At 42.3% G+C, this 24661-nt stretch carries 17 protein-coding genes; 11 read left to right on the top strand and 6 right to left on the bottom strand.

Translation table 11 applies throughout. The annotated features are described in order from the left end of the window. Positions 1 to 50 precede the first annotated feature (50 nt). The 3 genes from CSQ79_RS19700 to CSQ79_RS19690 form a co-directional block, all read right to left on the bottom strand. Positions 51 to 2471, bottom strand: coding sequence for a sucrose synthase (locus CSQ79_RS19700; protein WP_099702862.1), 2421 nt, complete (start codon positions 2469 to 2471; stop codon positions 51 to 53). Positions 2472 to 2780: 309 nt separating this feature from the next. Next, entirely contained in the window at positions 2781 to 4304 is a 1524-nt protein-coding gene (locus CSQ79_RS19695) for a carboxypeptidase M32 (protein ID WP_099702861.1), read from the bottom strand. Positions 4305 to 4431: 127 nt separating this feature from the next. After that, the gene (locus CSQ79_RS19690; RefSeq protein ID WP_099702860.1) at positions 4432 to 5094 is read right to left on the bottom strand and encodes a riboflavin synthase; all 663 of its coding nucleotides are present in this window, start codon (positions 5092 to 5094) and stop codon (positions 4432 to 4434) included. Positions 5095 to 5496: 402 nt separating this feature from the next. Here CSQ79_RS19690 and CSQ79_RS19685 point away from each other — a divergent pair, with 402 nt between their 5' ends. Further along, positions 5497 to 5997 carry a bifunctional nuclease family protein gene (locus CSQ79_RS19685; protein WP_099702859.1) on the top strand — a complete coding sequence of 167 codons (501 nt, stop codon included), beginning with the start codon at positions 5497 to 5499 and terminating at the stop codon, positions 5995 to 5997. A gap of 184 nt (positions 5998 to 6181) precedes the next feature. Further along, entirely contained in the window at positions 6182 to 7300 is a 1119-nt protein-coding gene (locus CSQ79_RS19680) for an aldo/keto reductase (protein ID WP_099702858.1), read from the top strand. Positions 7301 to 7311: 11 nt separating this feature from the next. Here CSQ79_RS19680 and CSQ79_RS19675 read toward each other — a convergent pair whose 3' ends face one another. After that, on the bottom strand, positions 7312 to 10038 hold the full coding sequence (locus CSQ79_RS19675) for a GAF domain-containing protein (RefSeq protein WP_289501338.1): 2727 nt from the start codon (positions 10036 to 10038) through the stop codon (positions 7312 to 7314). Positions 10039 to 10581: 543 nt separating this feature from the next. Here CSQ79_RS19675 and CSQ79_RS19670 point away from each other — a divergent pair. The 4 genes from CSQ79_RS19670 (at position 10582) to CSQ79_RS19655 (ending at position 15271) form a co-directional block, all read left to right on the top strand. Further along, positions 10582 to 11691 carry an aromatic ring-hydroxylating dioxygenase subunit alpha gene (locus CSQ79_RS19670; RefSeq protein WP_099702856.1) on the top strand — a complete coding sequence of 370 codons (1110 nt, stop codon included), beginning with the start codon at positions 10582 to 10584 and terminating at the stop codon, positions 11689 to 11691. A 143-nt stretch (positions 11692 to 11834) separates the two neighbouring features. Beyond that, positions 11835 to 13115, top strand: coding sequence for an aminotransferase class I/II-fold pyridoxal phosphate-dependent enzyme (locus tag CSQ79_RS19665; RefSeq protein ID WP_099702855.1), 1281 nt, complete (start codon positions 11835 to 11837; stop codon positions 13113 to 13115). 42 nt (positions 13116 to 13157) lie between these two features. Further along, positions 13158 to 14306 (top strand): hypothetical protein, encoded by a 1149-nt coding sequence (locus CSQ79_RS19660; RefSeq protein WP_099702854.1) that lies wholly within the window; start codon positions 13158 to 13160, stop codon positions 14304 to 14306. Further along, the gene (locus tag CSQ79_RS19655; protein WP_099702853.1) at positions 14303 to 15271 is read left to right on the top strand and encodes an NAD-dependent epimerase/dehydratase family protein; all 969 of its coding nucleotides are present in this window, start codon (positions 14303 to 14305) and stop codon (positions 15269 to 15271) included. Before CSQ79_RS19660 ends, CSQ79_RS19655 begins: the two co-directional genes overlap by 4 nt. Before the next feature lie 35 nt (positions 15272 to 15306). Here CSQ79_RS19655 and CSQ79_RS19650 read toward each other — a convergent pair whose 3' ends face one another. After that, positions 15307 to 15591 carry a DUF427 domain-containing protein gene (locus CSQ79_RS19650; RefSeq protein ID WP_099702852.1) on the bottom strand — a complete coding sequence of 95 codons (285 nt, stop codon included), beginning with the start codon at positions 15589 to 15591 and terminating at the stop codon, positions 15307 to 15309. A gap of 78 nt (positions 15592 to 15669) precedes the next feature. Here CSQ79_RS19650 and recQ point away from each other — a divergent pair, with 78 nt between their 5' ends. Then, positions 15670 to 17787 carry a DNA helicase RecQ gene (recQ, locus tag CSQ79_RS19645; protein ID WP_099702851.1) on the top strand — a complete coding sequence of 706 codons (2118 nt, stop codon included), beginning with the start codon at positions 15670 to 15672 and terminating at the stop codon, positions 17785 to 17787. Between the two features lie 12 nt (positions 17788 to 17799). On the opposite strand, the gene CSQ79_RS28130 is transcribed toward recQ, so the two are convergent. Continuing rightward, a complete protein-coding gene (locus CSQ79_RS28130; RefSeq protein ID WP_289501337.1) occupies positions 17800 to 17973 on the bottom strand; it encodes a hypothetical protein in 174 nt (57 codons plus the stop codon). Positions 17974 to 18532: 559 nt separating this feature from the next. Between CSQ79_RS28130 and CSQ79_RS19640 the strand changes: the two genes are divergently transcribed. The 4 genes from CSQ79_RS19640 (at position 18533) to CSQ79_RS19625 (ending at position 24527) form a co-directional block, all read left to right on the top strand. After that, on the top strand, positions 18533 to 20458 hold the full coding sequence (locus CSQ79_RS19640; RefSeq protein ID WP_354000920.1) for an AMP-dependent synthetase/ligase: 1926 nt from the start codon (positions 18533 to 18535) through the stop codon (positions 20456 to 20458). 38 nt (positions 20459 to 20496) lie between these two features. Next, positions 20497 to 20946, top strand: coding sequence for a YlqD family protein (locus CSQ79_RS19635; RefSeq protein ID WP_099702849.1), 450 nt, complete (start codon positions 20497 to 20499; stop codon positions 20944 to 20946). A 200-nt stretch (positions 20947 to 21146) separates the two neighbouring features. Further along, a complete protein-coding gene (locus CSQ79_RS19630) occupies positions 21147 to 22451 on the top strand; it encodes a dihydrolipoamide acetyltransferase family protein (protein WP_099702848.1) in 1305 nt (434 codons plus the stop codon). Between the two features lie 387 nt (positions 22452 to 22838). Then, the gene (locus CSQ79_RS19625; RefSeq protein WP_099702847.1) at positions 22839 to 24527 is read left to right on the top strand and encodes a GspE/PulE family protein; all 1689 of its coding nucleotides are present in this window, start codon (positions 22839 to 22841) and stop codon (positions 24525 to 24527) included. Positions 24528 to 24661: the final 134 nt, after the last annotated feature.

Genomic DNA, 24661 nt, shown 5'->3' with positions numbered 1-24661 from the left:
ACACTCCTACTCTCCCACTCCTTCACTAGCCACTAACTACTAGTCACTCTCTAACGATACATATGCTGATCTAGCAGTTGTTGCGCTCTAGGCTTGTAAATCAGATAGAATAGTGCCTCAAGGTAACGCAGTAAATCTTCGCGGTTTTCCTTAGAAGTAAAGTTCCAGAAACCGTAGATTCTTGCTAGAGATAGCAACCTTGTTGTGTGAATTTTCCAGGTGTAGGTACTGTAAACTCGATCCATTGCTCGTGTAGAAATTTCGTACCAATAGTTAGGGTTTTGTTCACACTTACTGACAAAATCAAGGATTTTCTCTGCAGTTTCCTCTAAATGTGTGGGGTTGATGTAAAAACCATTCACTTTATCGTGAATAATTTCCAAAGGACCGCCAAACTGCGTTGCAAACGTTGGTAATCCCGAAATCATTGCTTCTAGAATCGTCAAACCAAACGCTTCAAACAAAGCTGGTTGAACAAAAATTCCTTGATGATCGGCAATCACGCGATAAATTTCACCAGAGTCAGTTTTAGAAAGCCTTACTCCTAACCAACGAAACTTACCATGTAGATTGTATTGGTCAATGATTCCGTAAAGCTTCTCAATTTCGTCACGTTCTTCGTTGTCGCCCGATTCTTCTACACGCAACTTACCTGCAACTAAGATTAAGTTACAGCGTTCTTGTAATTCTGGACTCTTACCGAAGCATTCTGCTAAACCAGTGAGGTTTTTAATGCGGTCGAGACGCGCCATCGAAAAAATGGGGCGCTTGGTAGGATCGTCAAGTTTACCGAAGATTTGACTGGGATCTTCTTGGGTAAACAGCAAATCTTCCATGCGGTTGCGATCGCTTTCAGTGCGATCGTCCCAACGCGAGTACGGGAAATAGTATGTCTCGTTAACTCCAGGAGGTACTACGTTGAACTTGGGACTAAATAACTCAATGCCACTGACAACGTGATACAACTCTGGCATTGTAAAACATTTGTATGACTCGTACTGTCCCACACTATCAGGTGTCCCGACAATTTCTTGATACGTGCTGCTGATGATAAAATTAGCCGCGTTCATTGCGATCAAATCAGCGGTGAACTGTAGGGAAAAATGGTATTTATCTTCTAAGTCTTGCCAGTACAAGTTACTAAACAAATACTTCGACTTCTCTAAGGCATGAGCAATATTACACTGCGTTACCTTCATTCGGCGAGCAAGTAAAAATGCTACCAGATTGCCATCGGTGTAGTTACCAATAATTAAATCTGGATTACCGCGTAACTCGGATCGCAGTTCTTTTTCAGAATCAATCGCGAAGGTTTCTAAATAAGGCCAAAACTCAAAGCGCGAAATCCAGTTTTGTGTCATTTTAGGATTGAATTCGCGTAACGGTACGCGCAAAATCCAAGCATTCTCTGTGCCATAGACTTTTTCTAGACGCTGGTTACACAAAGTTCCATCGCTATTTGGAATCAATCGGCTGAGGATAATCACTTTTGGCTGGACGTTGAGAACATCTAATCCAGCAAGTGTCGTATCTTCTTGTAACTGTTTTTCTAAACTTCTTGCTTGGTCAAGGACATAAACAACTTGACCACCAGTGTCAGGTCTTCCTAAAACTCCCTCTTGACCAAACCAACCGTGGGCGGACACCAACACGATCTTAAACACCATAGGAATACGAGAAATGAAAGCTTCCAGTGTTTGGTGGTCTGGAGAGTCAATCAATTCATCGAGGATTTCTAAAGTTTCTGCAACTCGACCTGCAGTATTCCCCCAACCAGGTTCAAAGCCCATTGGTTGCAATGCATAGCGAAATTTCTCGTAGGGTTCTTCGCTATCTAGTTTACCAACATAGGTCAATGCTTTTTTGATCTGATCTGAAAGTTGTTGCTGTGATTGAATTTGCCCGTTGATCAGTAGTTGACTACCTTCATACTGATGCAAGCGCAGAAAGTCAAACAAACTCTCTAGCCATTGTCGTGGATCTTGGAAAAGTTTACTTGATAAATAACGGTTAAGATATTGTACGCCTTTACCAATATTTTTGGGGTCGCGAATTGCAGGGGAGTAATCGTAAAACGGCTGAAAATCCAGTTCTAAAATATCGCCTTCATTAGGATGGTAACGATTTACAAAGCGATCGCGTACATCCAACAGTTCTTGTACTGTTAGTTCCTCAGCGTTAAGATCGTCAGTTAACCGATAAACTTCTTGACTTGCAATTTTTGGGCGAATGATCAAGCACAGATTACCATCTTCTTGTAGAATTTCTTGAGTATAGTAGATTAATTTGCTCAAGTTGGAAGACTGAATAAAGTCTCCTGATTTTTGATGCTTCTCGCAATATTCTGCATAGGCACTCAGAATATCGTTACGTAATAAATAACGCTTTTCCTGATGGCGAATTTCACTAATAAACGAGCGTAGATCGCTTTTCTCTTCACTATTGATAACAGCTTGGATTAACTCCGACATGAGCATTCCCTACATTGAAACATTACCTTTATAGCAACTAAATGAAAAAATTTTCAGCTTGTTTCTTATCCAAACTTGGAAAGTAATGCGATCGCCTGCCCCTCTACAACCCACAATCAATGAGACTTTTTAGTAGTACAAATGTTTCTCTCAATTTTTACTTTTGCAACTGATACTATTCGCGGTACTGAGTAACATAAGCTACTTTGTATAACATTATTTTTTAGTATTAATTCAGAAAATAGGCGAAATAACTTAATCAGATTTCGCCTACATTCCACTGTAATGTGACTGGTACGGCAAGACTTGTTACAAAGAGTACAATTCACCGAATTTACGGCGTATATAAAGAATAAACGGTTCAATACTTAACACTTTTCCTGTTGCACGTTCTACAATTTCTGCTGCAGTATACTTACGTCCATGTAGATAAATATTTGCTTTCAACCAATTATGCAATGTATCAAAATTACCTTGCTCAATTTCGGTAGAAATTTGAGGATGATTTTGTAAAGCGGCTTGGAAAAATTGTGCACTCATCAAGTTACCCAGCGTGTAACCTTGAAACATTCCTCCAATCATGCCACCGTACCAATGGACATCTTGTAAAACGCCATTGCTATCATTAGGAGGCACAATACCTAAGTCACTACGATAGCGCTCATTCCAAGCCTCAGGTAAATCGCGTACTGTTAAAGTTCCTTCGAGGAGTTGTAACTCTAGGTCAAAGCGAATCATCACATGAAGATTATATGTAACTTCATCCGCATCAGTGCGAATGAGCGATCGCTCTACCTTATTAATCGCCCGATAAAATGTCTCTAAGGGAACATCACGCATTTGAGTAGGAAACTGCGATTGTAGTTGTGGATAGAAAAACCGCCAAAAATGACGGCTACGCCCCACCATGTTTTCCCATAACCGCGATTGACTTTCATGCACTCCCGAAGAAGTTCCACCCGCTAAAGGAGTGGCTTCAAAATCACGATTCACCCCTTGCTCGTATAAGGCATGACCCGTTTCATGAATTGTACTAAATAGTCCTTCATTCAAGTCATTTTCACGAATCCGCGTCGTAATTCGCACATCTCCAGTGGAGAACTTCGTCATGAACGGATGCAACGTTTTATCTTGTCGCCCACGTTGAAAGTCGTAACCGAGTTTTTCAATCACCTTCAAGCTAAATGCGATCTGTTCAGCTTCAGGAAAATGCTGATGCAAACACGAAGCATCAGTAGCAGATTGCGCGGAAATAGCTTCCACAATTGGGACAAGTTGCTGGCGTAGTTGGGCAAAAAGATGCCTAACACTCGTTGCTTTCATACCATAATCGGCTTCCTCAATGAGAGGATCGGCAATATGTTCGTAGCCAGGAAAGAAATTAGCCAGTTCCCGACTGAGTTCTAGCGTTTTTTCTAGATAGGGATGAATAGTAGCAAAATCATTTGCACTCCGCGCTTTTGCCCACACTTCATAAGTTTCCGTAGAATGTTGAGAAAATCTTGCGGTAAAGTCAGCAGGAATTTTGATGGCGCGTTCGTAATCGCGGCGAGTTACACGAATTAAGCTTGCTTCATCTGAATCCTCTGGTAAACTTGATTCATACGAGCTTAAATCTTCCAGAAGTTGCCCAATTGTAGGGTCAATAAATTTTGTATGGGCAATCTGTCTTAGTGTTGCAAGTTGACGCCCCCGCGCAGCTGCACCTCCAGGTGGCATATATGTTGCTTGATCCCAGTAAAGCAGTGATGCAGCTGATTCAAGGTCATTGATTTCACTTAAACGGGTTTTTAGTTCTTGTAGTTTGGGATGGGTTTTTTCCAGTGTCTGCATAAGTTAAATTATGATGTTTATTTTCTCTAGTGTGCCGCAGACAGAAACTAAGTTGGTAATTGGTAACTGGTCATTGGTCATTGGCAAGAATGATCTATTACCTATTACCCATTACCCATTACCCAATCTACAAATAACCATTTTCTGCTAGAAAGGCAGGTGTTACAGCATCAAGCGCAGCATCTACACCACGATGAGTCCCAGATTGAATTAACTTCTCCACGTATTTGCCTAAAATATCTGCTTCTAAATTTACCCAATCCCCAATGTGGAGATATTGCAAGTTAGTTTCAGCATAAGACAGTGGAATTACCGCCACCTTAAATAAATTGATTGCTGGATTCCAGTCCGCAATTGTTAAGCTAACACCGTTAACAGCAATACTCCCTTTAGGTACAATATAACGGGCGATCGCATCCGGTGCAGTAAATGCCATTTCCCACGAAGTCGCAGTTTGCTCAACAGTTTGCAAACACCCTACACCATCAACATGACCCATGACAAAATGTCCGCCTAATTTGCTCCCAACACGTAATGCTGTTTCGAGATTGACAAGGCGATCAAATTGTTGACCAATAGTTGTGCGTCGCAGTGTTTCTGGAGACGCAGTTGCGACGAAACCTTGCGGTAATACGTCTGTAACAGTCAAACACACGCCATCTACAGCAACACTATCACCCGCAGCAAGATCCTGTAGAATAGCGTCACTACTGTTGCGACAAGTAATTGAAAAGCGATCGCCTCCCAATGGTCGCATTGTTCCTAAAGCTTGAATTAACCCTGTAAACATAGTTTTTATAAAAAAATGTTAATTGTAACGAATATGGATGAAGCAAGTATAAATTTTGACAAGCTGCTTAGAACGTGAGCGAAAATGAACATAACTTAAGGGTTAGGAATGGGTAGCAGTTAGAAATTATCTTGTGTTTACTCACTCACTGCTTTTCTGTCACTTTACCTCACTTATATATTGTCAAAGTTAGTTTAATCTATCTACATCAATATCAGGGCATACTTGGGATAAGTACATTTTTAACTTATCCATGTTGGTATGACTTAGCAGAGTATTGCTACCTAATTTCTCTATAAGTAGGGCAATTAGTGCTGTGGCAGCCAAAAATAGAAGTATATAGATAGACATTTATGTGTTTCCTTCTGACTGCTATGACCAAGGATTCTAGAGGCTACGCCAATGATTGAAATGAGAGTCGCTGGCATTGCAATAGATGCCGTAAACCGCAGCCCCATCGTGCTTTTGAAAGATGGTCAAGAGCGCCGTGCTTTACCAATTTACATCAACCAAGATCAGGCAAAAGCAATTATTGGTGCATTGGAAAATCAAAAGCCTCCACGTCCTCTAACGCATGATTTAATCACTAATATTTTGGAAGCGTGGGGCATGACTTTAGAGCGGATTGTGATTAATGCAATTCAAGATGGTACCTTTTATGCAGTGCTGACAGTTCGCCAGGGTGAGGTCAAAAAAGAGATCGATGCCCGTCCAAGTGATGCGATCGCGATCGCGCTTCGCACTAATAGCCCTATTTGGGTGATGGAAGAAGTTGTGGCTGATGCCTCGATTCCAGTTGATCGCGACGCGGATGAAGCTGAACAAGAAGCTTTCCGTGAATTCCTTGCCAATCTCCGCCCCGAAGATTTAATTAAGGGAGGAGGCTTTATGGGCGAAAGTTAGAAAAAAGCAGAGGAGTAGCGGGTAGTTGCGTAGTTGGGTAGGAGGGTATGAGGGTATGAGGGAAAAAGCAATTAAATTTCTCAATCTCGCCCACTTGCCAACTCTACAACGCTCCCACTCTCCCACTAGCCACTAGCCACTAATTACTCACCCCTCACCCCTCGCCCCTAACTCCTTGGTTAAAATGCGCTATCGCCGCTTTGGCAAAACAAACCTAAATTTATCTGTGTTCTCCTTGGGAACGATGCGCTATGTGGCTTCTGAGGAAAACGCAAGACAAACAGTATATCAAGCAGTGTTGCAAGGTGTTAATCACTTAGAAACTGCCAGAGGTTACGGAAAAAGTGAGCAGTATCTAGGTGCAGCAATTAAAGCTGGATTACCAAAAACGCGATCGCAATTACACATTACCACTAAAATTGCCCCAACACTTGATGCAGACAGTATGCAGCGAGCTATAGATGAATCACTCGCACGTTTAGGGTTAGATTATTTAGATTGTCTTGCACTTCATGGCATCAATACTTGGGAACATCTCAAATTCATTTCAGGTTGTATGCCAGCAGTCCATCAGGCTATTGCCGATGGTAGAGTACGTCATGTTGGCTTTTCTACCCATGCACCGTTAGAGATTGTTTTAGCGGTAGTTAGTACAGATTTGTTTGAATTTGTCAATCTGCATTATTACTATTTTTTTCAGCGCAACGCAGCGGCGATCGCACTTGCAGCGCAAAAAGACATGGGAGTTTTTATTATTTCACCAGCTGATAAAGGGGGACTACTGTACACACCATCCCCAAAATTACAAGCGTTGTGTCAACCTTTTTCCCCGCTAGAGTTAAACTATCGCTTTTTACTTCAAGATCCTCGCATCACCACTTTAAGTGTAGGCGCAGCAAGCGCAACAGAACTGACAGCACCTTTAAGCGTGAGCGATCGCACAGAGGCTTTAACACCAGAAGAAATTGCTGTATTACAGCGTTTGGAGACTCAAAAAGATGCTTTAGGCAGCGATCGCTGTAGCCAATGCTATGAATGTTTACCTTGTCCTGAGACGATTCACATTCCTGAGGTTTTGCGCCTGCGTAATCTTGCTATTGCTTACGATATGGTTGAATACGGCAAATATCGTTATGGAATGTTTGAAAATGCCGGACACTGGTTTCCTGGAATGAAAGCAAACCGTTGTACTGAGTGCGGAGATTGTTTGCCACGTTGTCCAGAACAGCTTGATATTCCTACCTTATTACAAGACTCTCACAATAGACTCAACGGACGTGAAGGACGGCGCTTGTGGGATTAAGTCGTTAATAGCTACTTCACAAGTTGGGCGATCGCTTTAACTAACTCTTCTGGTTCGACGGGCTTAGCAAGGTGTTTTTGAAAGCCAGCTGCAAGGATTTGTTGATGGTTCGTTTCACCAGCATACGCAGTCAGTGCGATCGCTGCAATCTCACTACCTTCTGCTTGAGGAAGCGATCGCAGTGTCCGAATTAATGTATAACCATCCATTTCGGGCATTCCAATATCACTTAAGAGAATATCAGTTTGCTTCTGCGTAAATATCTCAATAGCTTCTGTAGCAGAAGCAACAGCGCACACGGTAGCTCCATACTCTTCAAGGACAAAGACAATCAAATCACGAGTGTCTTCTTCATCATCAACAACGAGTACCTTAATTCCTTGCAGCGTTGGCATATCTTCATCGCTTGTCTGCTGCTCGCAGCTTGGCGTGGCGACAGAACCCAAAGGAAGTATGACTTTAAAGATTGCCCCTTGTCCTGCCCCTTGACTTTCTGCCTGGACTGTGCCTCCGTGTAGCTCTACCAAGTAACGCACGATCGCTAGTCCTAGTCCTAAACCGCCAAAAGATCTTGTTGTTGTGCTATCTGCTTGGCGAAAATAATCAAATACAAAAGGTAAGAACTCAGGATCAATGCCTCTACCAGTATCACTGACGCAAATTCGAGCAAAACTTTGATTTGGATCTCGTAAAGAGTTTTGAATTAAATATTCGGCATCTGACTCAGAATTCAAATCTGAGAACACACCGTCCAACTTAACCTCTACTCGTCCACCTACAGGCGTAAACTTCACAGCATTTGAAAGCAGGTTCCAAACAACTTGCTGCAAGCGATTCGCATCTCCCCATACTTGGATCAATTCAAAATCTATGATTAGCTCAATTGCTTTAGCTTCTGCTGCTAGGCGTACTGTTTCAATCGCAGCTGTAATTACAGTAGCAAGGTCTACAGAAGTGATATTTAAGCTAAGTTTACCACGGAGAATCCGCGATACATCGAGTAAGTCTTCGATCAGTTGTGACTGTAACTTGGCGTTGCGTTCAATGGTTTCCAATGCATAGTGAGTTTTTGTGGCGTCGAAATTATGTGTTAACAATAGCTTTGACCAACCTAAGATTGGATTAAGTGGCGATCGCAATTCGTGAGAAAGTACCGCAAGAAATTCATCTTTGAGCCGATTTGCCGTTTCCGCTTGGGTACGTGCTTGTTGTTCAGCTGCGTATAACCTAGCATTTTCAACAGCTACCGACGCCATCTGAGCTAACTGCACAATAATTGCTTCATCTTCTTGAGTAAACTCGCCAATATACTTATCAGACAACTGAATTAAGCCAATGTTATATCCATCGCGTCCAGTTAGTGGTGCTGCTAGCCAACCTCGCATCGGCGGATGTTCCGCCGCGTGTCTTCCAAATCCTTGCCAGCGAGGATGTACTTCTAGTTCAGCTTGCGTCATTCGCATGGGACGATTTATATGACAAACACACGCATAAATTCCTGAGCCATCCGGTTTCTGATCATAACTGCGCCACTGTGCGTACTTTTGAGAAAGCGAAACAGCATTAATTGCCTGTGGCCAGTTTTGATTCACACTCATGCTTGTAACCGACTGATGCGCGCCGATAATACTACGTGCCTGTTCTGTAATCACTTGTAGCACTTCTTCCACCGAAAGTGCTGAGTTGATTGCAAGTGCTGCCTCAGTTAATCCATGTAATTGTCTGGTATGGTGTCGTTCGCGGTTGAGTAGGTGGGTGCGCTCTAATTCTGCGGTTGCGCGTGTTGCAAAGATAGTCAAAAGCGGTTGTGCTAAATAAATGTTTTCTAGCGGTTTGCAAGCCATAATTCCCAGCAATCCTAGCACTCTGCCAGCAGAATCTAACAGCGGAGTCGCAAAATAGCTGTCAACCTTCATCTGTGCTAGTAAATAATTATCAGGAAACTCTGCTTGAATATTACGTGGATAGCAGCAGGGCTTTTTGAGTTGAATGACGTGTTGGCAAGGTGTATTGAGCAAAGAATACTCAATATTGTCGGTAATTTCATTTTGAGCGTAGATAGCGATCGTCCTGATTGTCTGTTTCTCCTCTTGCTCGACTAATTCACCAACAAATGCATACTCTACTCCTAATGCTTGAGTTAAATGTTTAACTAGTGAAGCAAAAAATGCTTCCCCTGTTGCAGCCGAAACTCCCTCAGTCACTTCTAACAAGGCAGTATCCATTTGAGAGACTTTATGGGCAGCAAAGCGCAACTCTAATTCATCAACAACAATCGCAGCTAGGTCAGCAAGGGTTGCTTGCTGTTGCAGATTAAAATCGTGACGTGGCTTGCGATCAACTAAACAGATTGTGCCTAGATTAAAGCCATCATTGGTTATGAGCGGAGCACCTGCATAAAAGCGAATTCCTGTTTCTTCGCATAAGGCAAAATCTTTGCAAGCAAATCGCGGATCTTCTCTAGTGTCTGGAACTACAAAAACTTCATTAGATAAGACAGCGATACTACAAATCGTATCTTGGCGAGAAATCTGCTGTGAATCAAAGCCATAGGAAGATTTAAACCAAGCACGAAACTCATCTACAAAGGAAACTAAGGCAACAGGTACATTGAACAATCGTGCTGCCAAGGCTGTGATGCGATCAAATGATTCTTCTGGGGGCGTATCAAGGATCTTGTAGCGACGTAGTGCTTCTATGCGCTCTGATTCATTATGCGGTAGGGGAGCAGATGTCAAAATACCTCCAGAAGACGCACCTCAGCAGAAAGTGGCTTACCTAATACAAAACTTGGTTTTTGTACCACTAGACTTTATTACTGTGATGATATTAACTTACTGCTCCAGTGTTCGTAAATACTCAGCCTGACGTGCTTTCAAGCACTTTAACTATTGCTTGTGTGTCCAGTAAATATGCTGAAAACACCTTGCACAACACTGACCTTGCAATAGATGAGTCAAATTGATAGGCATCAGTATTAACCAACTGACCAATTCCTTCACATCACTAAATTTTCATGCACCTTGTGATGTCTCTCGCACTCCTGCTAGGTAAAAACTCAAATTTTTTTATGACCTGGTATAAGTTGCCACATTTGCTCATTATTTGGAATCAAGACTGCGATCGCGTTGTGTATTTGATTGAAATCAATCGCATCTTTAGAAGTCACGCCTGATGAATAAGTTGTTCTTCCAGCAATGTTGTAAATAATCCAAAACTGATTGACTTTCAGTCAGCGAGAGGCTAAATATTGTCACATACACAGCCAACAGCACTCGTCTATGGAACTGGCGACAACACTCACAAGCCACACTGTGCAAAATGCTGTCCGTGAGGTAGGAATTAACCCGAATCACTGGTATGCGGTAGGTTGGGCAAATCAACTCAAGCCTGGAGAAATTATATCTGTCGTCATCTGGCAGCAGGCGATCGCCATTTACCGCGATATCAACGGTCAACTGCATGCACTAGAAGATTTTTGTCCGCACAAAGGCGTTGCTTTACACAAAGGTAAAGTTCACGGTTGTAACCTTGCTTGTGCTTACCACGGCTGGGAATTTGATGGTGAAGGAAGTTGTGTAAAAATTCCTTACTTGCCAGAAAAACAAAAATTACCGCGTGCAACCGTTCGCAGTTATCGCATTCAAGAAAAATATAATTTAATTTGGATTTTTCCTGGGGAACCAAAGCTGGCTGCATCTTGTCAAATTCCCTATATTCCAGAGTTTTCCGAAAGTGAGTGGTTAGTAGTCCCAATTTCTGCTCATTTTCAAGCACATTTTTCTATCTGCAACGAAAACACGATGGATGTGTTTCATGGATTTTTGCATCAGGGATTACAAGGCTGGTTCGACCCAGTTTTAATTAGTCTTAAAGAAACTGAAACTTCCGTTCGCGCTGAATACAACGTTTCCTACAAAGGACACATGGCAAAGTTTCTTGGTTTAAGCGATCGCGCCGATACTGTAACTACGTTGCCCATTACAGTAGAGTATCGCTATCCACACTATGCCACTTCACTCCAAGGAGTCTCTTCTTTGTACTTGATGCGCTTACCGATAGATCGCAATGAAAGTCGCTCATTTGCTCTATTCTTTTTCAAAGTCCGCCTCCCACAATGGGTACTAGAACCTATCAAACCATTACTAATACCTCTACTTCAGCGCTTTGTATTATCTAAGTTTCTGGCGCAAGACATTGAAATGATCGAAAGCGAGCAACGTAACTATCTCGTGAATCCTCAACGCAGATATGTAGAAATTAATCCAGCAATTATTGCTATTCAACGACTAATTATCCGGCAACATGAACAATTTATGCAAAAATCTATACAATCGTCCCTACAACGTCAGGAGAAAGAATCAATTACCAATCTTACTAGCGGTTCTTAACAATTTATTCATAAAAACTATTACTTTTTGTCCTATGCTACGGTTTTTTAAACCTGGATAGCGTTAACTACCTAACCAAAGGCAACATTTTCTTAATTCAAACAGGATAAGCTATCTGGGATAAAGGTGAGGGGAGTAGATTAGTGCAAGTTATTAAAGAATACGTTCAGCGGTGGTACGAAAGCGGACTCGATCCCGACGAGTACATTTGTCATCATAAGCAAGGTAATCTTGTTGAGATTTCTGATGCAGACACAGGTGAGAGACAAACAGTTCTTACTTTCTGCACAAATGACGTTTTAGGACTCGTACAATGCGAGGCGGTTAAACAAGCTGCGATTGATGCAATCCTTCAGTATGGCACATCAAATAGTTCTACATCAGTTTTAAGTGGGCGTATCACGTTACATCAACAGTTAGAAGAAGAAATATCTGCATTCAAGCATTTACCGCATACACAGTTATTTCTTAATGCGTGGATGGCAATGCAAGCAATGATGGATGCCTTTTGTCACCTCGCAATTCCAGTACCAGGATTTCAAAACACCCGTGAAACGCTAATTCTCACCGATGTGCTGAATCACGGCTGTATTGTTTCTGCCGTTGTTAATGCAGGAACTCGTTCAGGGAAAGTGTTTAGTCACAGCCCGCAAGTGCGCGTCAAAGCTTACCGTCATTGCGATATGGAGGACTTGCGGCGTAAGTTACAGCGCTATGCTCGACCAGGCGATCGCATTTTAGTCGTCTCTGATGCAGTATTCTCAATGGATGGCGATATTGCTCCACTACCCGATATGCTCAATGTGCTCCACCACTATGAAGGTAGTGTCCTATTAATGGATGAAGCTCATGCTAGCGGTGCATTAGGAGCTACAGGACGTGGGATTTATGAGCATTTTGGTATTTTACCCTCGCAGGCAATTGAACGCGGCGTAGTCCCAATAATTATGACGACTTTCTCTAAATTTGCTGCCTCAGCAGGAGCCGCAATTAGCACTCATGTTGCTGAGTTAAAACCACTCCTGAACGTGTCACCAACGTCAATTGGCACAATTTCACTCTCACCACCCTTAACAGCTGCAGCATTAGAAAGTCTTCGCCAAGTACGCCAACGCCCTGAATTGGTGCAGAAACTGCAAGACAATACGCAATATTTGCGATCGCGTCTTACAGAGCATGATTTTGTGGCGCTCGGTGAAACAAATGTTGTTCCTGTTATCTTACAATCTGAAATCAATCCGAAAATCTTTGCTCGGCAATTGATGCATAACTATGGGCTATGGGTATCTCCAATCTGGTTTATTGCTAAACCCCGTTTGCGAATCACTGTCAATGCTTTGCATTCGCGGGAGGAGATGGATCGCTTAGTTGCAGGTATGGTAGCTACCAGAGATCTATTTTATAAACCAACGCTCAGTGCTTAATATTTTTGGCTGTTAGCCTACTAATTGCTAGGTAAAATCAAAGTGCTTACACAATCAATAAATTTTCAGGTTCGTGCTGTAACGACTCCAGAAGATAGAGAAACCTTCTTGGATGTGCCAGCAAAGATACATGCCAACAATCAGTATTGGATACCACCAATTCGCAGTAGTATTGCGAAGGAATTTACTTCCGATTATCCTTTCTCTCAGTATGGAAAACTGCAACAGTTTGTTGCCCTATCCCAAGATACAGAAAACCCTCAACCTTTAGGTAGAATTGTCGCCGCAGTCAATCAGCGCTTGATTGAACGCGAAGGTGAAAGTATTGGGTTAATTGGCTATTTTGAATGCATTCCAGATTTTGAAGTGGCGCAAGCATTGTTAGCAGCAGCAAGTGAGTGGTTGCGCAAGCAAGGAATGAAACGTGCTAGAGGTCCTATCGATCTATCAACGCATAACCGTTGCTTCTTTTTAGTCGATGGTTTTGACTCTCCACCGCTAGTCATGATGCCATATAATCCGCCATACTACCCAGAGTTTATTGAACGTGATGGATGGCACAAAGCGAAAGATGCATACGCGTATGATTTTCCTTTAGATAAACCTTTACCCAAAGAGTTTGAAAAAGCGCACCGTGTTGCTGGTAAATCAGGTGTTAATTTTCGCCCGATTAACACCAAGGGGGAAAAATTTGAGAAAGATGCGATCGCTATTTATCACCTGTTCAATCGTGCATTTGCGCATAGCTGGAGTTCTACACCCCGCAGCGAAGCCGAATTCCTGGAAGAAGCCAAAGAGTTACAAAGCATTGTCGATCCTGATGTGTTCCCAATCGCAGAATATAACGGCGAGATGATCGGCTTTTTCATGGGTTTACCTGATTACAACATTCCCCTGAAGCACGTCAACGGTAAATTAAACTGGTTGGGAATTCTCAAGTTTCTCTGGTATCGTCGTCAAATTGATCAAGGGCGAGTGATTACAATTTGCTCGCTGCCAGAGTATCGTTTGAAAATGGTACCTTTGGCTTTAATTTATCTCGGAATGCAAGGAGGAATTCAAAAAGGAAAACCTTACAAACGTGCGGAATTATCTTGGGTGTACGAAGATAATTACCCATCGCGTAAATTGATTGAAGCCGCAGGTGGCAAAATATATAAAACGTATCGGATTTACGAAAAAGCCCTATGAAGGCACTTGTCACAGGAAGCAATGGCTTTACTGGTTCTCACTTAGTTCAAGCTTTAGAACAACGTGGCGCACAAGTTGTCGGCTTAGTGCGCAAGTCAAGTAACTTATCCCGTTTAGCCGATTCTAAGTTGCAACTAGTCTACGGTGACATTACTGATCGCAAAGCTTTGCAAAGTGCAATGCAAGGTGTTGATACGGTATTTCATACTGCTGCTTACGTTGAATTAGGGTTAGTTGATGATGACAAAATGCAGCGCGTTAATGTTGAAGGAACCCTCGCAGTCATGGAAGTTGCCCAAGCATCAGGGGTATCAAAAATTGTTTATTGCAGTACGATTGGCATTTTTGGCGATACCAAAGGTGAAGTTGTTGATGAGACATTTCAACGTCGACAAACTGATTTCTCCTCCGCATACGATCGCACAAAATACCAAGCACAGCAGATTGTTGATGAGTTTGCCTCTCAAGGTCTTCCTGTAGTTAGTATTTTACCATCAGGAATCTTTGGTGCAGACGATCCGCATTTTGGTCCAGTATTACAGCAATTTCTCAAAGGTCGCTTAAAGTTATGGGCAGGAGGCGATCGCATCACGGGTATTGTTCATGTTGATGACTTAGTTGATGCGATGCTACTAGCTGCTGAGAAAAGTCCTTCAGGAGAACACTATATTATTTCGGCTGGAGAACTTTCTACGCGGGAAATGTTTGAATTCTTGAGTCAACAAACCGGAATATCTGTTCCTAAAGAAGCCCCCAAATCTGTTGTTCAGCTAGCAGGAAATCTTCTCGATCCCATCGGGCGTGTATTAAAATGGCAACCACCTTTAAGTCGCGAACGCGTTCACTACATTTACGATCGCTGCGTCCGTGTTGATGCTACTAAAGCCCGTCAACAATTAGGTTGGCAACCGCGTTCAGTTGAAGAAACTTTAGCGGAAATTGTTAAAATACTTCAAAACAGCTAATGGGCAGGCAAAATACCTACCCCACAGCTTAAATACTAAGATTCGACTTTAACACCGCGCCAAAAGGCAATATAGCCTTCGATGTTCTTTGCTTTCTCCTTGGCATCAGGATAATACCACGCAGCATCTTTATTGACTTGTCCATCAACTTCAATGCTGTAGTAACTTGCTAAGCCTTTCCAAGGGCAGCTTGTGTGAGTAGAAGAGTCTTTAAAATACTCTTTATTGATGCTGTCAGGTGGAAAATAGTGATTGCCTTCGACAACTTCAGTGCGATCGCTTTCGGCTAAAATAGCCCCATTCCAGATTGCTTTTGGCATATGATTCTTTGATTAAGAAGTGGATCTAACCCTTATTATGCGGCGAAAATATAAATAGCAGCCTTGACTACATTTACTATGCCTCAATTGTCATCCTTAGAAAGTGCTTTAAAACATTATTTCGGTTACGACAGCTTTCGCCCAGGGCAACAATATATCGTAGAACAAGCGCTGCAAAATCGAGATTTACTTGTTGTCATGCCTACTGGTGGCGGTAAATCGCTGTGTTTTCAGCTACCAGCACTTTTAAAAAAAGGTTTAACTGTCGTTGTGTCTCCTTTGATTGCCTTGATGCAAGATCAAGTACAAGCATTGCAAGATAATGGTATTGGCGCAACGTTCATCAATAGCAGCTTGAGTGGATATCAAGTGCGATCGCGCGAACAAGCAATTCTCAGTGGTAAAGTGAAACTGCTCTATATCGCACCCGAACGCTTACTCAGTGAAAAGTTTCTCCCACTTCTCGATTTAGTTCATCATCAAATTGGCATTGCTGCATTTGCAATTGATGAAGCGCATTGTGTATCTGAATGGGGACATGACTTTCGCCCAGAATATCGACAGCTCAAACAACTGCGCCAACGCTTTTCTGGCGTACCTACGATAGCACTTACAGCCACAGCAACAGATCGCGTACGCCAAGATATCATTCAACAGTTGGGTTTAATTCAACCTAGTATTCATCTTGCCAGCTTCAACCGCCAAAATCTGTTCTACGAAGTTCAGCCGAAGCAAAAACAAAGCTATCAGCAATTACTACAACTGATTCATCAACAATCCGGTTCAGGAATTATCTACTGTTTGAGCCGTCGTCGAGTTGATGAAATTGCCTTCAAACTTAAAAACGATGGTATTGCCGCATTACCTTATCATGCTGGGTTAAGCGATCGCGATCGTACTGAGAATCAAACGAGATTTATTCGCGATGACGTGCAAGTCATGGTTGCAACAATTGCCTTTGGTATGGGAATTAATAAACCTGATGTACGGTTTGTGATTCACTACGACTTACCACGCAACTTAGAAAGCTATTACCAAGAGTCAGGACGTGCAGGACGCGATGGAGAACCTGCAAAGTGTACGCTGTTTCTTAACTACGGTGATATCAAAACAATTGAGTATCTGATCTCGCAAAAACCCGATCCTCAAGAACAGCGGATTGCTAAACAACAATTGCGTCAAGTCATTGATTATGCTGAAGGAACAGATTGCCGTCGCACAATTCAACTAGCCTATTTTGGAGAAAGATTTACAGGAGGGTGCGACAACTGCGATAACTGCTGTTACCCCAAACCAACGCAAGATTGGACGATTGAAGCAATGAAGTTTCTTTCTTGTGTTGCGCGTTGCAAAGAAAGATTTGGCATGAGTTACATCATCGATGTCTTGCGCGGAGCCAAAAATCACAAGATTCTCCAAAACGGACACCAAAATCTGTCTACATACGGTATTGGCAAAGAGCGCAGCGTGGATGACTGGCGCATATTGGCGCGATCGCTTCTCCATCAAGGTTTGCTTGCACAAACTAGCGATGGCTATTCTGTTTTAAAGCTAAATGCTTTTAGTTGGGAAGTTATGCGACGACAACGTTCTGTGTTTGTTGCAATGACTGCTACTACACCTGCATCTACTACCGAATCTCAAGATACTTCTGCAGTCGCAGAAATAGAGTTGCTATTTCAACGGTTACGCAACTTACGCAAACAGTTAGCAGACGAACAATCTGTTCCTCCTTATGTCATTTTTGCCGATTCTACACTTAAACTAATGGCAACGCAGCAGCCAAAAACATTAACTGAATTTGCTCAGCTTTCTGGTGTGGGTAGTCATAAACTTGCCCGTTATGGTGCTGAGTTTTTAGCCGAAATTCAAGCTTATTGCGAGGTATCCAATACCTTACCTACAGAAACTGAACGACTGACTTTGCAGTTACATCAGCAGGGATTAAGCATTGCAGAAATTGCCCAACAACGCAACTTACGTCGTACGACAATCGTGCGTCATCTTGCTGACTTATTAGAGAAAAATCAACCTGTAGATTTAAATTGCTTGGTTCCCTTGCCTCATCAAGAGAAAATTCGGCAAGCTTTGCAGATTCTTGGAGATAAACCCCTGAGTCAAATTCGCGACTACTTAGGAGGAGAATATCTTTATGATGAGATTCGCCTTGTGCGCAGTGTTTGGCGCAGAGAATAATCTGAAATCCAGTTAAGAAAAGCTATGTACTTTCACTGTTACAGCTTGTCCAGTACAAATCTCCGTTGGAGGTGTTTCGCGACCGCGCTTAGCTTTGGGAGTCTGTGCTGCTGAAAGCAACCTAGGTAAAGCAATACATACTGCGGTATTAAACACTGTGAGTAATGCACAATCGATAAAATTCATGCCTTGATACCTCGTTGCAAATGTAAAGATTAAGCGTTGCGCACTAACGGTTTTCTTATTTCTTTAGTTTGCAGCAAAAAGTAAACAACAGATGATATCGCGACTTTTGAATTTCTTTTAGTTGATATAAGCTAACCTGAATTTAAGTTTTGTAAATAACTGGACTCTTGGGAAGCTAGTTTTGCGATCGCATTGTGAATTCCAAATCAAAATAACAAGTAGTTAAAACTTCACTTTTATTTATATTTAACAATAAATAGTCACTTCGTTTTCTAAAAAACTAATTTATATATTTCGCCATAGTAATCAGTTGATATATCAATCAGATAAATCACGCTTGTCATCTTCAATTTTTAAGAAGTACTATGTATTTCATTTACTTAAGTAGTCAAACGTATTTTTCAACTTATGCAAGGCGATCGCAATTTTTTTCGATGACTTAAGCATCTTGTAATCTCTTTACAATTTGTGGAAATTATGGCGATAGCAGAGTAATTTGTAAAAGTAGCGGATTGATCTGGCGATTGAGGATACGTTAATGAACCGCCCTGCATCGAATATGTCTTACAATTTTACGGAACAAGAACGCTATTGCTTGAAGCGTTTAATAGATTACTCTTCAGTACAATCTTTGCCAGAAATCTGGCAATTAGCACAACAGCGATTTGGCAAGACAGTTGCACTGCAAGATCCTCACGCTGTGCCAGAAACTGTTATTACATATACGCAGTTGTATCAACAAATTCAGCAGTTTGCAGCAGCTTTACAAGCTTTACAAGTTGGAGAGGGGCAAAACGGCGTACCTCCTCGCATCGCTTTAATTGCTGATAATAGCCCACGTTGGTTTATTGCCGATCAAGGAATTATTGCATCAGGAGCAGCAAACGTTGTCCGGAGTTCTCAAGCCGAGCGGCAGGAATTATTATTTATTTTAGAAAATAGTGGCAGTATCGCCTTAGTTGTCGAAAATCAGCAGACACTACAAAAACTCCGTGCTGATTTAGCTTCTCTGCCAATTTCAGTTATCATTTTACTCTCAGATGAAGCCCCAGAAGCTGATGCATCGTTAAAAGTGCTGAACTTTCCGCAATTTATGTCATTGGGTGAAAATCAACCGTTACAGCCAGTGCAACAAAATCGGGAAACGTTGGCAACACTGATGTACACTTCTGGCACGACAGGTAAACCCAAGGGTGTCATGCTTACACATGGTAACTTGTTGCATCAAGTTGAAACCCTAGGAGCTATTGTGCAGCCACAAGCGGGCGATCGCATCCTCAGCATTTTACCAACCTGGCACGTCTACGAACGCACTGGCGAATATTTCTTGCTTTCTCAAGGATGCACTCAAATCTATACCAATATCCGTCAAGTTAAAAAAGACATTCGCGAATTCAAGCCAAATTACATGGTTGGCGTACCCCGACTATGGGAATCAATTTATGAAGGAGTCAAAAAACAGTTCCGCGAACAACCAGCTAACAAGCAGCGATTAATTGACTTTTTCCTCAGTAAGAGTCAGCAGTTTGTCGAAGCCCGTAGAATTGTCCATGGGTTAAGCTTAAATTCTTTAAATCCTAGTATGTCAGAACGTCTCAGTGCTTCTGTGCAAGCAACTGCATTGTCTCCAATTCATTCTTTGGGTGAAAAGATAGTCTATCAGAAAGTTCGTGAAGCAACCGGCGGACAACTCAAGCAAGTAATTAGCGGTGGCGGTTCCTTAGCGATGCACCTCGAAAACTTTTTTGAAATTATTGGTGTTGAAGTGCTAGTAGGGTACGGATTGACAGAAACCTCCCCTGTGACAAATGCGCGTCGCCAATGGCGGAACTTACGAGGCGCATCAGGACAACCATTACCAGGGACACAAGTGCGTATTGTCGATCCGGAAACTCGTCAACCTCTACCCCAAGGAGAACGAGGGTTAGTGATGGTGCGGGGACCTCAAATTATGCAAGGTTATTATCAAAATCCCGAAGCCACAGCGAAAGCAATTGATTCCGAAGGCTGGTTTGATACAGGCGATCTCGGTTGGGTAACGCCAGAGGATGATTTAGTGATTACAGGAAGAGCCAAAGATACGATAGTGTTGACGAATGGCGAGAATATTGAACCACAACCGATTGAAGATGCGTGTTTGCGATCGCCCTATATTGATCAGATTATGCTTGTCGGACAAGATCAAAAATCTCTCGGTGCTTTAATTGTTCCTAATCTTGAAGCTTTACAACAATGGGCTGCTAGTCAGAATATCGATACCGAACTTGACTTAAATAGTAAAACAATCCAGAACTTACTCCGCCAAGAACTGAATCGGGAAGTCAAAAATCGCCCAGGTTATCGTCCAGATGACCGAATTGGTTCATTTGAATTGATTTTGGAACCATTTTCTCTAGAAAATGGCATGATGACTCAAACTTTAAAAATTAAACGTCCGGTTGTGACAGAACATTATCGCGATATCATTAACAAGATGTTTGCCTAATTTTACTTTAAATATATAATCGCGATCGCCAAAATCCTATGGATGCATCCAAACCACAGTTACTCTTAAAACGCGCCGTTAATGTTAAAGCTGTTGTGACTCCCCGCTGGAAAGAAGAAGTACAGCAACAACTGCAAGCCCAAATCAATACTGTAGACACCCAGTTACAACAGTTGGAAATGCAGGGACAGCGGGCGATCGCAGAAATTCAAAAGCAGAGTTTACAGCCTCCTGGTCCTCAAACACTGCAACAAATTGAAAATATTCAGTTGCAAGTGAATCAGCAAAAAAGCGAACTCCTTGAACAGAAAAATCAAAGCTTGCAAAATCTGCAACAAGTGCAGCTACTCGAACTTGAACAGGAAGTCAACCAATTTCAAATTGAAGGCATTTTTAGCACTACAATTGGCGACAACCTAATTGGCAAATTGCAAGTAGAAATTTTACTACGTGATGGAGTTGTCCAAGAAATTCGCGGCGATATTTAATCAAGGGTGAGGGGTGAGTGATGAGTGGCTAGTGAATAGTAATTAGTTTTGAATGCGTGAATTTTGTTAGCGTAACAGTGCCTTAGCACGTTTTGAATTACAAAGAATTCTCATAACTCTCTTAAACTCCCTGACCTCTGACCCCTGACCCCTGACCTCTACACACTAATCTTTACTTTCTCTTCTCAGGATCTCGCTTCATGATTCACGAAATATTTATGCCTGCGCTTAGTTCGACAATGACTGAAGGGAAAATAGTCTCTTGGGTCAAATCGCCTGGTGACAAAGTGGACAAAGGCGAAACAGTCGTGATTGTCGAATCCGACAAAGCTGATATGGATGTTGAGTCCTTTTATGAAGGTTATGTCGCGACAATTTTAGTTGAATCAGGAGATACTGCTCCTGTAGGTTCGGCGATCGCACTTTTAGCTGAAACCGAAGCCGAAATTGAAACGGTTAAACAGCAAGCTCAATCTGGGGGTAAGACGCCAACTGCAGCCGAGGCGACAACTTCTCCAGGACAAGTCGCAGATGTTACAACCACTGTTGCAATTGCTGATAACACTGCTGGATCTTCCCAAAACGGTGCTGAACATCGTGCTGGACGAGTGATGGTATCTCCACGGGCGCGGAAACTCGCTAAGGAACTCAAAGTCGATGTGAGTCATCTGCAAGGTAGTGGTCCTCATGGTCGAATTGTGGCACAAGACATCGAAGCAGCAGCAGGTAGACAACCAACACCAGCTCAAACTAAGGCTCCTGTAGCACCAACACCAACAGTTAAAAGTGCGCCTGCACCGACTCCAGCCCCAGCCCCAGTAGCTACCGCTGCATCTGGTCAAGTCGTACCTTTGAATACACTGCAAAATGCTGTAGTGCGGAACATGGTAGCGAGTTTACAAGTACCTACTTTCCACGTAGGCTACACGATTACTACCAATGAGCTAGACAAGCTGTATAAACAGATCAAGTCTAAGGGCGTCACGATGACTGCACTTTTAGCAAAAGCTGTTGCAGTTACTTTGCAAAAACATCCTCTGGTAAATGCCAGCTACTCAGAGCAAGGTATTCAATATCGTAGTGCGATTAATATTGCTGTTGCTGTTGCTATGGATGATGGAGGATTAATCACGCCAGTATTGCAAAATGCCGATCAAATTGATATCTATTCGTTATCCCGTCATTGGAAATCCCTAGTCGATCGCGCTCGTCTAAAACAATTACAACCTGAAGAATACAATAGCGGTACTTTTACGCTGTCTAATTTAGGAATGTTTGGTGTAGATCGCTTTGATGCAATTTTGCCCCCTGGTCAGGGTGCGATTCTCGCAGTTGGTGCTGCACAATCGCAAGTAGTTGCGATCGATGGTATGTTCGGTGTTCGGCAACAGATGCAAGTCAATATAACCTGCGATCACCGAATTATCTACGGTACTCATGCTGCTGCCTTTTTACAAGATTTAGCTAAATTGATTGAGACAAATCCGCAATCTCTCACAATGTAAGCTTTATTCAATTGTTAGTAAAAGGTTTGGGGTTACTATAGCTCCAAATCTTTTTATTTTAGGGAGTTTTTTTTAGGCGATCGCTGTATTCTTACTGCAATAGTGTCAAGTGTAAAACTGCGATTCTTAAAAAGTGTTTTTAAAGGCAACTTCCTGTAAATTCACCGAGAATATCTATTAGTTATCCAAAGCTGGTTATAGGCTATCAGTGAAACTTCGCTTGGACTTTTGAGCAAACAGCGCTAGATTTATTGTGGATTTTCGATTGATTCATGAAAGTTAGAATATGGGCAAGTAAAATGCCTAATCTAGTTTTTCGTGACTCTATTTACCTCTTTTAAACTTAGTTTAAACATTTACAAAGTATCTATATTTATACATATAAAAATGCAAACTTTACCTAGTATTACTTCAACTTGGCAAAGATTAAAGAACCAAGAAATCACTTGCGACGAAGCACTGAAACTCTTGGTAGATGAACAAGGAAATATCAACTATGAACTACTAGATAAAGATGTTAGCTATAGGTTCTTACGTCACTTTCCTGATAAAACTTCGTTACCACCAACTATTCCGTTATTGCTATGGCGGGGTTGTTATTATCTCGGTAGTCCAGTCAATATTACTACTGATGCGATCGCGCTAATTACAAAACGTACAGGCAGCGAAATTAAAATTATTCCGATTTCTGATAAAAGCTATCGTACCTGGTTTCATACCCAAAATCTAAACAATAATCGCATCAATGCCTCACCATTAGTTAACCCTCTTACCGGCGAGCAAGAACAGGAAAATATCTCAGAGACGACGCAGATTAATTTATCGCGGGCAGCTGACCAAATTGAACGACTCAAAACATTACTTTCGGGTGCGTTACGCAACCGTGCTAGTGATATCCATCTTGAACCAACTGCAGAAGGATTGCGCGTGCGCTACCGCATTGATGGCGTACTGCGTGATATTACAACTCTGCCACCAGAACAGAGTCGTCGCGTGATTGTTGCTTTGAAAGTGATGTCTAATATGGATATTTCTGAAAGCCGCCGCCCTCAAGATGGACGGATCGAGGAGAAATATTCGACAGCAAATGCTGCTGATATGGGTATGGATATGCGCGTAAGCACGCTTCCTTGTGTCAACGGCGAAAAGGCTGTAATTCGTTTACTACCGCGTGAAAACCCATTTTCTGATATTGATAACTTAGGCTTTGCTCCAGAAACCTTATCGCTCTACAAAAACTGGTTACAACAGCCCCAGGGAATGATTATTCTCACAGGTCCCACAGGTTCAGGCAAAACAAGTACGCTGTATACAAGTTTGCAAAGTGTTGCCAAAGAAAACGTCAATGTGGTGACAGTAGAAGATCCGGTAGAGTACGTCTTACCTCGGATTACGCAAACTCAAGTTAATGAAGCTGCAGGAATGACATTTGCGGCTGGTTTACGGGCGATTTTGCGGCAAGACCCAGATATTATCATGGTAGGAGAAATCCGCGACCATGAAACCGCAGAAACTGCAGTCCGTGCAGCACTAACAGGTCACTTGGTATTTACGACACTGCATACTAATGATGCGATCGGTGTGATTCCGCGGTTAAAAGATATTGGACCTGATCCTGCGCTACTTAGTGATGCTTTATTAGGAATTGTGGCACAGCGCTTAGTCCGGCGAGTGTGTCCGCATTGTGGTGAACCTTATACTCCAACCGAAGCTGATTTACGTGTTTTAGGGATTGACTGGCAACAAGCAAATCCAACACAATGGCGCAAAGGTAAAGGCTGTAGTGCTTGTTTTAATTCGGGATACCTAGGACGCGAAGCGATTGTCGAGTTACTAGATATCGATGATGTTGTGCGAGAAATTATTTACGAGGGAACAATTACTCAGCTACGTCATTATCTTCAGGAAACCAGCTTTGCTTCTTTCCGCACGGCTGCGATCGCTAAAGTCACCAGTGGTTTAACTACTATAGAAGAAGTGTTACGAGTCATCCCGCGCACTGCTTTGCACTCTAAGTCCTCAGAGAGAGACTGGACAAAGGTTAAACGCTTAAGTACTGTGGAGACAAGACATTAGACCTCCTCCATGAATCACAGATGCCTTACGACTAAAGTCGGGGCTATCCAAGCAAGTTTTGAATTTTGAATTTTGAATTATAAAGAATTTGCCTAACTCAACACTCAAAACTCATCACTCAGAACTCTGAATTG

Origin of the sequence: Gloeocapsopsis sp. IPPAS B-1203 (assembly GCF_002749975.1) — a bacterium.
Lineage (GTDB): Bacteria > Cyanobacteriota > Cyanobacteriia > Cyanobacteriales > Chroococcidiopsidaceae > Gloeocapsopsis.
This window is presented reverse-complemented; position numbering and strand designations above follow the sequence as displayed.